Source organism: Methylobacterium sp. WSM2598 (assembly GCF_000379105.1).
Classification (GTDB): domain Bacteria; phylum Pseudomonadota; class Alphaproteobacteria; order Rhizobiales; family Beijerinckiaceae; genus Methylobacterium.
Genome location: NZ_KB900609.1, coordinates 50,490 through 62,105, shown reverse-complemented (window position 1 = coordinate 62,105; position 11,616 = coordinate 50,490). Strand labels below are relative to the sequence as shown.

Genomic DNA, 11,616 nt, shown 5'->3' with positions numbered 1-11,616 from the left:
GCCCTACGCCTCGGGGACGTTCCGCTCCAGCTCCTCCAGCCAGGCGCGCGCGTTGCCGTCCGAGGGCGCGCGCCAATCGCCGCGGGGCGAGAGGGAGCCGCCCGCCGCCACCTTCGGGCCGTTCGGCAGGGCCGAGCGCTTGAACTGGCTGAAGCCGAAGAAGCGCTGCAGGAACACCTTCATCCAGGCGCGGATCTCCGGCAGGGCGTAGGCGCCCCGGCTCGCCTCGGGGAAGCCGGGCGGCCAGGGGCCGCGCGCGGGGTCCTCCCAGGCGCGGGCCGCCAGGAAGGCGACCTTGGAGGGCCGGAACCCGTAGCGCAGCGTGTAGAACAGGGTGAAATCCTGCAGCGCGTAGGGGCCGATCTTGGCCTCGGTGCTCTGGAGCTTCTCGCCCTCCTTCACGGGCACGAGTTCGGGCGAGATCTCGGTGGCGAGGATCGCCTCCAGGGTGCGGTTCACCTCCGCGTCGAACTGGCCGGAGGCGACCACCCAGCGGATCAGGTGCTGGATCAGGGTCTTGGGCACCCCGGCATTGACCCCGTAATGGGACATCTGGTCGCCGACGCCGTAGGTGCACCAGCCGAGGGCCAGCTCCGACAGGTCCCCGGTGCCGACCACGATCGCGTCGTTCTGGTTGGCGAGGCGGAACAGGAAGTCGGTGCGCAGGCCCGCCTGCACGTTCTCGAAGGTCACGTCGTAGACCGGCTCGCCGCGCCCGAACGGGTGGCCCATGTCGGCGAGCATCTGGCGGGCCGCCGGGCGGATGTCGAGCTCGACCGCCGCCGTGCCGAGGGCCGCCATCAGCCGGTGGGCATTGCCCTTCGTCTCCGCCGAGGTGGCGAAGCCCGGCATCGTGTAGGTCAGGATGTTGGTGCGCGGAAGCCCCAGCCGGTCGAAGGCCTTGGCGGCCACGATGAGGGCGTGGGTCGAATCGAGGCCGCCGGAGATGCCGATCACCACCTTCTCGGTGCGGATGGCGCGCAGGCGCTGGGCGAGGCCCGCGACCTGGATGTTGTAGCCCTCGTAGCAATCCTGCGCGAGGCGGGCGGGATCGGCCGGCACGAAGGGGAAGCGCTCGACCGTGCGGGCGAGGCCGAGATCCGCCGAGGGCGGCGAGACCGTGAAGGGGACGCGCCGCCAGGGCCGCTCGCCCAGCACCGCGCGGGCATTGTCGTCGAAGCTGCCCATCTGCGCCCGCTCCTGGCGCAGGCGGTCGAGGTCGATGTCGGCCAGGGTGACGAGGGGGCCGGCCGGGAAGCGCTCGCCCTCGGCGATCAGCGTGCCGTCCTCGTAGATCACGGTCTGGCCGTCCCAGGCGAGGTCGGTGGTCGATTCGCCCGGGCCGGCCGCCGCGTAGACGTAGGCCGCGAGGCAGCGGGCGGAGGCCGACTGGCACAGGAGCTTGCGGCTCTCGGCCCGCCCGATGGTGATCGGGCTCCCGGACAGGTTCACGAGCACGCTCGCCCCCGCGAGCGCCGCCAGCGCCCCGGGCGGGACCGGGATCCACATGTCCTCGCAGACGTCGACGCCGATGACGAGGCCCGGCAGATCCTCCGCGCCGAACAGCAGGTCGGTGCCGAACGGCACCTCCTCGCCGCCGAGCCGGATCGCCGCCCCGGCGATCCCGGCGCCGGGGGCGAAGTGGCGCTTCTCGTAGAATTCCCGGTAGTTCGGCAGGTAGCTCTTCGGCACCACCCCGAGCACGCGCCCGCGATGCACGAACACCGCCGCATTGTAGACCCGGTTGCGGTGTCGCAGCGGGGCGCCGACCACGAGGAGCGGCAGCAGGTCCCGGGTCCGCGCCGCGAGGTCGGCGAGGGCCGCCTCGACCGCGTCGAGCAGGGTGTCCTGCAGGAGCAGGTCCTCGATCGCGTAGGCGGAGAGGCAGAGTTCCGGAAACACCGCCAGCGCGACGCCCTGGTCGTGGCAGCGCCGCGCCAGCGCCAGGATCTCGTCCGCGTTGGCGGCGGGCTCCGCGATGTGGCTCTGCCCGACGCAGGCCGCGACCCGGACGAAGCCGTGCTGGTAGAGGGAGCGGAACATCGAGGATGAACCTCCGGCGATGACGACGCTTCGTTAATGCGGCGAGACCGGGCGCGGTGCCAGCGTCTCCCGTGATCAGGCCGCGGGACGACGCGCATCGGCGCGCCGGAGCAGGCCGCCCATCCCGACGAACAGGGCGGCGGAGGCGGCCGCGTTGGCCAGGAAACCGGGATCGGCGGCGTAGAGGGCGGCGCCGGCGAGCGCGCCGACCGCGCCGCCGAGCTGAAAGGTGGCGTTCAGGATCGCGCCGAGCCTGCCGCGCTCCGCCGCCGGCACGACGGCCATCGCCCCCTGGAGCAGCAGCGCCGTGATCATGTCCCGGCCGAACGCGTAGGCCGCGTAGGCCAGCGTCTGGAAGGGCAGATTGCCCTGGCCGAAGGGGACGGAGGCGACGATGAGCGCGGTCGCGAGAACGACGCCGGTGCAGAGGCCGAGCGGCCTCGCGACGCGCTTGGCGACCCAGCCGGAGACCATCGCGCCCGCGAAGCCTCCGACCTCGCCCACGAACAGCATCGCCCCGATCACCGCCGGCCCCCGGTCCGGCAGGTCGTCTCGGAGGATCCAGGTCGGATAGAGGCCGATGAACGCGAAGGTGCCTGTGCTGCGTGCGACATAGGCCATGAGCAGCGGGCCCGTGCCGCTCGCGAGGGACAGGACGCGTTCGCGGTCGGTCGCGAGCGTGACCCGGCTCGCGGCGCGCCCCTCGCGCGGCGTCGGAGGAAGACGCGCCGCCGCAAGACAGAAGCCGCTCGCGAGGAGCGCGGTCGGAACGAGGGGCAGCTGCCAGGCCACGGTGCCGGCGAGCCGCACGCCGAGCGACATGGCGCTCATCAGGGCGACCGAGGCGGCGGTGATCGCGGCGTTGAAATTGATGAGGAAGAACGCTCCCCACAGCACGGCCACGGCGCGCATCGATGCGTCCTTCCCGCTGCGATCCCGCGGCCACGCGAGTCGTTCATCTTCCCTGGCGTCAACAACATATCATGAACGTGGACCGGCGCACGGGTCGGACGACCGGACCGGCGATCCCGCCCTGCGTCATGGTGGGAGGCGGCGCGGGACAGGTCCCGCCCGGCTGCCTAATCGGGTGTTAACGATACCCCGCCTAACTGGTGGAGAGCAGCGGCCGCGGGCGGCGCGGCCCGCCTCCAACCAGCCAGCATCATGAGATCTTCGGGACGGCCCCCCTACCTCGAACCATCCGCTCGCCCGCTGCAGTCGATGCGCGGCGCGCCCGCTCCGGTTGCCCGCCGCGGGTTCTCGCTCGCGGCGGTCGCCGAGACCCTGATCCGCCTGAGGGCGCTGATCGCCCGGCGCCTCCTGGTGCCGGCGGCGCCGCAGCGCCTCGCCCTGCCGCCGCCGCCCAAACCCGCGGCGCTGAGCCCGCGCGCGACGCCGAGCTGGATGACGGAGCCCGCCCCGCGCCAAGCGCCGCCCTCGTGGTCGCCCGACCTCGTGCGCGCGGCGGCGCCCGCGCCGGCCGAGGCGCCGCCGGTCGCGACCCCGCCCGCCGTCGCGCCGCGGCAGGAGGTCGCCGAGGCCCCGCCCCCGCCGCGTCCTGCGGCGCCCCTCGACCATCTCCCCGCGCCGGCCGCCTTCGTCCCGGCACCGGCGCCCCCCGTCATGGCCGCGCCGCCCCCGCCGGCCCCCCCGCCGCGGCCTGTCGACCTGCCGCGGCACGCCGGGCCGGGCCCCGACATGGAGGATGCCTGGCTCGCGATCCCGCCCGCCGGTCCGGCCCGGACCGTGCTGACGCGGGTGCGCCGACAGGCCGAGGCCGCGCGGCGCGGCGAGGAGGCGCGGCCCGCGAGCCCGGCCCCGCAATCCGAGCAGCCCGCCGAGGCGCCGGTCCTGCGCTTCACCCGCACGCCCGACCACGTGCTGCAGGCGCGCCGCCGCAAGCGCGAGGAGGAGGCGCGGGCGCGCGAGGCCGAGCGCCTCGCCGCCGAGGAGCGCGACGCGGCCGCGCGCGAGGCGGCGCGCGCCGCCGCGGAGGCCGCCGCCGAGGCGGAGCGCCTCGCCGCCGAGGCCGCGTCGGTGCCGCCGGTCCCGCGCTGGCGCCAGCCCTACGTCCTGCCGCCCGGGGTGAAGTTCACCCGGACGCCGGACCACCTGCTGCGCCACGCCCCCGACGAGACCCCGCCCCCGTCGCCGCCCGCCTTAACGCCGGACGAATCGGCGCCGTGCGATTCCGCGCCGGACGAGCTGGCCGCCGAGCCCGCCGCGCCGGCGGAGGCCGCACCGGAAGCCGCGACCGCGCCCGAGGAGGCGCGGCCCGCCCCCGAGTCTCCCGCCGAGCCCGAGGCGGCCGCCCTCGCGGCGACCGATCCGGCTTGCGTCGCGCCGCCGGCCGTCCCGACCGGGGCGCCCGCCGAGGAGCCGGCTCCGGTCACGGCGGCGCAGGAGGAGACCGCCCCCGCTCACGAGCCCGCGCGGGCCGAGGAGCAAGCCCCGCCCGAGGAGCAGGCCCCGCCCGAGGAGTCGATCCAGGCCGAGGAGCCGATCCAGGCCGAAGGGGCGGCCCCGGAACCGCTCGGGCGAATCACGTTCCCCCTCGACATCTCCTACCTGCGCGCGCTGCCGCGGCGGCCGCTCTATTCCCTGGACGGGCTGCTGCGCCACGACTGGTCCATGCCCCTCGGGGTGGCGGAGGTGCAGGACAACCGCCCGGAGCCGGACGCCGCCGACCTCGCGGCGACCGAAGCCTCTCCCGAGGCGACGAGTGCCGCCGTCGCGGAGCCTCTGGCGGCGCCCGCGCCGGAGCCGGCCGGGGCCGCGCCGGCCGCCGGGATCGCCCCGGACCTCGCCGATCCAGCCCCGACGGAGCCGGTCCCGGCCGCCGTCGCGCCGGCCCCGGCCGCGCCCGCGGCGGAGATTCCGGCGCCGGCCGCACTCGTGCCGGTCCCGGCGCCCGCGATCGTCCCGGCCGCGGAGGAGCCGGCCGCGGCCGAGATCCTGCCCGCGCCGCAGATCGCCGCGGTCGCGGAGCCCGTCGCCCTCCCCCCTGCCGAGAGCCAGGCAGCGACGCCCGAGGCCGCGACCGCGGCCGAGGCGCCCGCCCCGGCGGCCTCGGCGTTCGACCCGGCGGCCGCGGTCGCGGCCGCGCCCGAGGAGGCGCCGCCCCTCGCGCCCCTCGCCCTCACCCTCGTCCCCGCCGGCCCGGTGGAGCCGATCGTGCCCGGACGCCCGTGCGCGGCCGAGGCGCCGAGCGTGGTGATCGGCAACGAGGGCCTGGATTCGGATCTCGGCCTCGACGCGGAGGATCCGGAGGACGAGGACGACATCCTGGCCCTGGTACCGCTGCCGCCGCCGCCCAAGCGGCTCGTCGCGGCCGAGCCGGACGCGCCCTACGAGTTCCCGTCCCTGGCGCTCCTGGCCGAGGCGCGGGCCTCCGACGGGAGCAGCCTCGACGCGGACGTGCTCCAGGCCAACGCCGTGCAGTTGCAGCAGGTGATCCACGATTTCGGGGTGCGCGGCGAGATCCTGGCCGTGCGGCCCGGCCCCGTCGTCACCCTCTACGAGATGGAGCCGGCGCCGGGCACCAAGTCGTCGCGGGTGATCTCGCTCGCCGACGACATCGCCCGCTCGATGTCGGCGATCTCCGCCCGCGTCGCCGTCGTCCAGGGCCGCAACGCCATCGGCATCGAGCTCCCCAACGCCAAGCGCGAGACCGTCTACCTGCGCGAGATCCTCAGCAGCCCCGCCTTCGCCGAGACCAAGCAGAAGCTCGCCCTCTGCCTGGGCAAGAACATCGGCGGCGAGGCGATCATCGCCGACCTCGCCCGCATGCCCCACCTGCTCGTCGCCGGCACCACCGGCTCGGGCAAGTCGGTGGCCATCAACACCATGATCCTCTCCCTCCTCTACCGCATGAAGCCCGAGGAGTGCCGCCTGATCATGGTCGATCCCAAGATGCTCGAACTCTCCGTCTACGACGGCATCCCCCACCTGCTCTCGCCCGTGGTGACCGATCCCAAGAAGGCGGTGATCGCCCTGAAATGGGCGGTGCGCGAGATGGAGGAGCGCTACAAGAAGATGGCGCGCCTGGGCGTGCGCAACATCGACGGGTTCAACGCGCGGGTGGCGGAGGCGCGCGAGCGGGGCGAGGTGATCACCCGGACGGTGCAGACCGGCTTCGACCGGGAGACCGGGGAGGCGGTGTACGAGGACGAGGTGATGGACCTCGGGGCGCTTCCCTACATCGTGGTGATCGTGGACGAGATGGCCGACCTGATGATGGTGGCCGGCAAGGACATCGAGGGGGCGATCCAGCGGCTGGCCCAGATGGCGCGGGCGGCGGGGATCCACCTGATCATGGCCACGCAGCGCCCGTCGGTGGACGTGATCACGGGGACGATCAAGGCGAACTTCCCGACGCGGATCAGCTTCCAGGTGACGAGCAAGATCGACTCGCGCACGATCCTGGGCGAGATGGGGGCCGAGCAGCTGCTGGGCCAGGGCGACATGCTGTTCATGGCCGGGGGCGGGCGCACGACGCGGGTGCACGGCCCGTTCGTGTCGGACGACGAGGTCGAGGCGGTGGTCGCCCACCTCAAGCGCCAGGGCCGCCCCGCCTACCTCGACGCCGTCACGGCGGACGAGGAGGAGGCGGCCGAGGCCGCCGCGGCCGAGACCGCGGTGTTCGACCAGGGCAGCTTCGCCGATCCGGGGGCCGACCTCTACGAGCAGGCGGTGGCGGTGGTGCTGCGGGACAAGAAGGCGTCGACGAGCTACATCCAGCGTCGGCTGCAGATCGGCTACAACCGGGCGGCCTCGCTGATGGAGCGGATGGAGAAGGAGGGCATCGTCGGCCCCGCCAACCACGCCGGCAAGCGCGAGATCCTGGTCGAGGCCCAGGCTCAGGCGGAGGAGGCATGAGGCGCCACCCGCAACGGCGGCCCGGCGTCCCATATTCGCCACAGGGTCCGTCTCTAACGGCGGGGCCTCGGCCGCGCCGCCCCACCGGCCTGCGCGCCGCCCCCCGCCCTCAGGGAGACACCTGCCGATGACCGGCCGCCCCCGCTCCGGCCCGCTCGCCCTCCTCGCGGCGCTCCTCTGCCTCGCCGGCGCGGCGCCTGCCCAGGCGCAGGTGACGTCCTTCCTCGACAGCCTGTTTGGGACCAAGCGTGACCAGGGCCCGCAGGCGCAGCCCGATCCGGCCCAGGCCGCTCCGGGCGGCGCGCCAGGTGCCGCGGGCGGCGCACCGACGCTGTCGCGCGCGCCGCTGCCGCCGCGGCGCCCCACGGCGCTCGGGGGCGCGAAGGCGCCCGTCGAGGCCGGCGAGACGGTGGCGGTCCCCGCGGCCGCGCCGGCCCCGGCCGCGCCGCCGCAGCAGGTCGCCGCCGTGACCACGCCGGCCGCCGTCGACCTCAGCAACCCCGCCGCGGTGGTCGAGCGGGCCAACGGCTACTTCAACAGCGTCTCGACGCTGACCGGCAACTTCGTGCAGATCGCGGCGGACGGCCGCAAGATCGGCGGCAAGCTCTACCTCGCCAAGCCCGGCCGCCTGCGCTTCGACTACGACCAGCCCTCGCCGCTCGAAGTGGTGGCGGACGGCACCTCGGTGGCGGTGCGCGACCGCAAGCTCGCGACCCAGGACCTCTACTTCATCTCGCAGACGCCGCTGAAATTCCTGCTGCGGGACAGGATCGACCTCGCCCGCGACCTCTCGGTCACGGATGTCTCGACGGAGCCCGGCGGCGTGCGCATCAGCCTGGAGGACCGCTCGACGCTGGGCGGCACCTCCCGCATCGTCCTCGTGTTCGACGAGGCGATGAAGAGCCTGAGCCAGTGGCGGATCACCGACCCGCAGGGCTACCAGACCACCGTGCTGCTCTCGAACCTGCAGCGCGGCCGGCCGATCGACGGCATGATGTTCGTGATCAATTACGGCCGGCCCGAGGACAAGGAGCTGGAGCAGCGCATGCGGCAGACGCAGCAGCGCTGAGCCCCCACCCGAAGAGCTGATCCGGTGCGCCTCACCGTCTCGACCTGGAACATCAATTCGGTGCGCCTGCGCATCGACCTCGTGCGGCGCTTCCTGGACGAGGCGCGGCCCGACGTGCTGTGCCTGCAGGAAACGAAGTGCCCGAACGACCGCTTCCCGCTGAAGGAGCTGCAGGGCTTCGGCTACCCGCACGTCGTGTTCGCCGGGCAGAAGGGCTACAACGGCGTCGCGATCCTGTCGCGGCTGCCGCTCCTGTCGCAGGAGGTGATGAGCTTCTGCGACCGGCCGGACGCGCGCCACATCTCGGCGGTGCTGGGGCCGGAGGCGGGCGAGGCGGCGGGGATCGTGCTGCACGACTTCTACGTCCCGGCCGGCGGCGACGTGCCGGACGCCGCGCTCAACGACAAGTTCGCCCACAAGCTCGCCTTCATGGACGAGCTGCGGGCCTGGGGCGGGAAGCGCCCGACCGGCCCGGCGATCCTGGTCGGGGACCTCAACGTGGCGCCCCTCGAACACGACGTCTGGTCGCACCGGCAGCTGCTCGACGTGGTGAGCCACACGCCGGTGGAGACCGAGCGGCTGGAGACGCTGCGGGGCGAGGCCGGATGGGTCGACACGATGCGCCATCTGCGGCCGGAGCCGGAGAAGATCTACACGTGGTGGAGCTACCGCTCCCCGGACTGGGCCGCCGCCGACAAGGGACGGCGCCTCGACCACATCTGGGTGACGGCCGATCTGGCCGGCAGCGTGAAGGCCGTGACGGTGGCGCGGCACGCGCGCGCCTGGGAGCGGCCGTCCGACCACGTGCCGGTGACCGTGGAACTCGACCTGTGATCCGGGAGCCGCTTGATCGCAGCGGATCCCGGATCACGAGCCCGCGCGGCGCCTGAGCGACGTCGAGATCCGCATTGCCGAAATGGGAGATGGCGAAGCAATCAGTCGGATTTCGTAGAAGACGCGCGGTCCAGTCCTCCCGTCCGCGGCCGCCCGCCGTCCCAGCCCAGCGCCCGGCTGATCGCGTCCGCCGCCTCCCGCACGGCGGCGGCGAGCGGCGGCACCCGCGCGTCGTCGAGGTACTGCATCGTGCTCGACACGCTCAGCGCCGCCACGATCGCCCCGCTCGCGGCGCGGATCGGGGCGGCGACGCAGCGCACCTCCGGCTCGTTCTCCTCCTCGTCGAAGGCGATCCCGTCCGCCGCGTAGGCGCGCATGCGGGCGAGCCAGGCCGCGAGGTCGCGGTCGCGCCGCGCCCCGCGCGCCTCCCCCACCGCGAAGAAGCCGCGCCAGCCGGCCTCGTCGAGGTCGAGGATCAGCGCCTTGCCGAGCCCCGTCGACCAGACCGGCTGGCGCTCGCCCACCCGCGAACTGATCTCGATCCGCCGCCGCCCGGGGATCTTGTCGAGGTAGAGCGCGAAGCTGCCGTCGAGCACGCCGAGATGGATCGTGTCCTCGCAGATGGCGGAGAGCCGCTCGAGATGGGGCCGCGCCACCCGCGTCAGCGCCACCGATTGCTGCGCCCGGAACCCGAGCTCCAGCAGCTTCGGCCCGAGGCTGTAGCCCTCGCGCGGCACGAAATTGAGGTAGCGCCGCTCGACCAGGCTCGCGGCGAGGCGATGGGTGGTGCTGCGGGTCGTGCCGAGCGCCGCCGACAGGGCCGCCAGATCCGTGGCCCCCGCCGCCACCGCCTCCAGGACGTCGAGGCCGCGAAGCAGCGTCTGACTTCCCGGCGCCGGCCCGCGGCCCGGCGTTGACGCCTTCCCGGTCATCCGCGTATGATCCCACATAAAGAAACTGAATCCCAATATATGGGATTTTGTACCGCCCGCCACCGGGCATCGGGAGGAGATCGCGACCGTGATGTCGCAGGCCGGCGGGTTCCGCCAGCCCCTCCTGGCGCCGGGCGGGCTCCCGCGCCACCAGTCAGGATCACCGCGCCATGAAGCTCTTGCGTTACGGCCCCGCGGGCCAGGAGAAGCCCGGCCTCCTCGATGCGGAGGGCCGCCTGCGCGACCTGTCGGGACACGTCGCCGAGATCGGTCCCGACACGCTCTCGCCCGCCGGCCTCGCGGCGCTCGCCAAGCTCGACCCGGCCGGCCTGCCCCGCGTCGAGGGCTCGCCGCGGCTCGGCGTGCCGCTCGCCGGGGTCGGCAAGTTCATCGCCATCGGCCTGAACTACGCGGACCACGCGGCCGAATCGAACCTGCCGATCCCCAAGGAGCCGGTGGTGTTCACCAAGGCGATCAGCTCGCTCTCCGGTCCCAACGACCCGGTGATGCTGCCGCGCGACTCGGTGAAGAGCGACTGGGAGGTCGAGCTCGGGATCGTGATCGGTCGCCGCGCCGCCTACGTCGAGCAGGCGGAGGCGCTCGACTACGTCGCCGGCTACTGCGTGGTGAACGACGTCAGCGAGCGCGAGTACCAGATCGAGCGCGGCGGTACCTGGGACAAGGGCAAGGGCTGCGACACGTTCGGGCCGGTCGGGCCCTGGCTCGTCACCGCGGACGAGGTCGGCGACCCGCAGAGCCTCGACATGTGGCTCGATCTCAACGGCCGGCGCATGCAGACCGGCAACACCCGGACGATGATCTTCCCCTGCGCGGAGATCGTCTCCTACGTCAGCCGCTTCCTCACGCTGATGCCGGGCGACATCATCACCACCGGCACGCCCCCGGGCGTCGGCATGGGCATCAAGCCGGAGCCGGTCTTCCTGAAGCCCGGCGACGTGATGACGCTCGGCATCGAGAAGCTCGGGACCCAGCGCCAGGACGTGGTGGCGTGGCGCCGGCAGGAGGGCTGAGGCGATGACGCCGTCCGATCGATTCCAGGGCCGGCGCGCCATCGTCACCGGCGGCGCCTCCGGCATCGGGCTCTGCGTCGCCGCGCGGCTCGCCGCCGAGGGCGCGGCGGTCAGCCTGTGGGACGTGAACGCGGAGGCCCTCGGGCGCGCCCGGACCGAGGCCGGGGCCGCCGACGTGCAGGCCCTCGACATCGCGGACCCGGCCCGCGTCGAGGCCGCCATGCAGGCGAGCGTGGCGGCCCTGGGCGGGCTCGACGTGCTGGTCTGCAGCGCGGGCATCACCGGCCCCAACGGCCCGGTGCGCGACTACCCCGTCGAGGCGTGGCGGCGGGTCTTCGACGTGAACGTCCACGGCCTGTTCTACTGCAACCGGGCCGCGGTGCCGGTGCTGGAGCGGACGGGCTACGGCCGGATCGTCAACGTCGCCTCGATCGCCGGCAAGGAGGGCAACCCGAACGCCTCGGCCTACAGCGCCTCCAAGGCGGCGGTGATCGGCCTGACGAAGTCGCTCGGCAAGGAGCTCGCCAGGACCGACATCCGGGTGAACTGCGTCACCCCGGCGGCGGTGCGCACCGCCATCTTCGACCAGATGACGCAGGAGCACATCGACTTCATGCTCTCGAAGATCCCGATCGGCCGCTTCGGCACGATCGAGGAGGTGGCCGCGCTGATCTGCTGGCTGGCGAGCGAGGAGGCCTCCTTCTCGACCGGCGGCGTCTTCGACGTCTCGGGCGGCCGCGCCACCTACTGATCCGGCGCCGCGACCCGCCGGCCATCCCACGACATCGCAGGGTGCGGGGCGCGGTGCCCCGCGCCCTCCCGGTTCCGC

The 11,616-nt window shown here is 73.9% G+C and carries 8 protein-coding genes; 5 read left to right on the top strand and 3 right to left on the bottom strand.

Going from position 1 to position 11,616, the window contains the following annotated elements; all coding sequences use genetic code 11:
- Positions 1–3: 3 nt before the first annotated feature.
- Entirely contained in the window at positions 4–2,043 is a 2,040-nt protein-coding gene (locus tag MET2598_RS0100330; RefSeq protein ID WP_018259485.1) for an NAD(+) synthase, read from the bottom strand.
- 75 nt (positions 2,044–2,118) lie between these two features.
- A complete protein-coding gene (locus MET2598_RS0100325; protein ID WP_018259484.1) occupies positions 2,119–2,955 on the bottom strand; it encodes an MFS transporter in 837 nt (278 codons plus the stop codon).
- A gap of 309 nt (positions 2,956–3,264) precedes the next feature.
- On the opposite strand from MET2598_RS0100325, the gene MET2598_RS0100320 reads away from it, so the two are divergent.
- The 3 genes from MET2598_RS0100320 (at position 3,265) to MET2598_RS0100310 (ending at position 8,824) form a co-directional block, all read left to right on the top strand.
- Positions 3,265–6,921: a DNA translocase FtsK gene (locus tag MET2598_RS0100320; RefSeq protein ID WP_018259483.1), complete on the top strand. Its 3,657-nt coding sequence runs from the start codon at positions 3,265–3,267 to the stop codon at positions 6,919–6,921.
- A gap of 127 nt (positions 6,922–7,048) precedes the next feature.
- The gene (locus tag MET2598_RS0100315; protein WP_018259482.1) at positions 7,049–7,990 is read left to right on the top strand and encodes an outer-membrane lipoprotein carrier protein LolA; all 942 of its coding nucleotides are present in this window, start codon (positions 7,049–7,051) and stop codon (positions 7,988–7,990) included.
- Between the two features lie 24 nt (positions 7,991–8,014).
- Positions 8,015–8,824, top strand: a complete 810-nt coding sequence (locus tag MET2598_RS0100310) for an exodeoxyribonuclease III (RefSeq protein ID WP_012334626.1) — start codon at positions 8,015–8,017, stop codon at positions 8,822–8,824.
- Between the two features lie 101 nt (positions 8,825–8,925).
- On the opposite strand, the gene MET2598_RS0100305 is transcribed toward MET2598_RS0100310, so the two are convergent.
- On the bottom strand, positions 8,926–9,756 hold the full coding sequence (locus MET2598_RS0100305) for an IclR family transcriptional regulator (RefSeq protein ID WP_012334627.1): 831 nt from the start codon (positions 9,754–9,756) through the stop codon (positions 8,926–8,928).
- A gap of 170 nt (positions 9,757–9,926) precedes the next feature.
- Between MET2598_RS0100305 and MET2598_RS0100300 the strand changes: the two genes are divergently transcribed.
- Both MET2598_RS0100300 and MET2598_RS0100295 read left to right on the top strand, forming a co-directional pair.
- On the top strand, positions 9,927–10,787 hold the full coding sequence (locus MET2598_RS0100300; RefSeq protein WP_012334628.1) for a fumarylacetoacetate hydrolase family protein: 861 nt from the start codon (positions 9,927–9,929) through the stop codon (positions 10,785–10,787).
- A gap of 4 nt (positions 10,788–10,791) precedes the next feature.
- Positions 10,792–11,538 (top strand): SDR family NAD(P)-dependent oxidoreductase, encoded by a 747-nt coding sequence (locus MET2598_RS0100295; protein WP_012334629.1) that lies wholly within the window; start codon positions 10,792–10,794, stop codon positions 11,536–11,538.
- The last annotated feature ends 78 nt before the right edge of the window (positions 11,539–11,616 follow it).

Excerpts from the sequence above, each read along its gene's own strand:
- MET2598_RS0100330 (WP_018259485.1), bottom strand. The coding sequence starts at position 2,043 with ATGTTCCGCTCCCTCTACCAGCACGGCTTCGTCCGGGTCGCGGCCTGC.
- MET2598_RS0100325 (WP_018259484.1), bottom strand. The coding sequence starts at position 2,955 with ATGCGCGCCGTGGCCGTGCTGTGGGGAGCGTTCTTCCTCATCAATTTC.
- MET2598_RS0100320 (WP_018259483.1), top strand. The coding sequence starts at position 3,265 with ATGCGCGGCGCGCCCGCTCCGGTTGCCCGCCGCGGGTTCTCGCTCGCG.
- MET2598_RS0100315 (WP_018259482.1), top strand. The coding sequence starts at position 7,049 with ATGACCGGCCGCCCCCGCTCCGGCCCGCTCGCCCTCCTCGCGGCGCTC.
- MET2598_RS0100305 (WP_012334627.1), bottom strand. The coding sequence starts at position 9,756 with ATGACCGGGAAGGCGTCAACGCCGGGCCGCGGGCCGGCGCCGGGAAGT.
- MET2598_RS0100300 (WP_012334628.1), top strand. The coding sequence starts at position 9,927 with ATGAAGCTCTTGCGTTACGGCCCCGCGGGCCAGGAGAAGCCCGGCCTC.
- MET2598_RS0100295 (WP_012334629.1), top strand. The coding sequence starts at position 10,792 with ATGACGCCGTCCGATCGATTCCAGGGCCGGCGCGCCATCGTCACCGGC.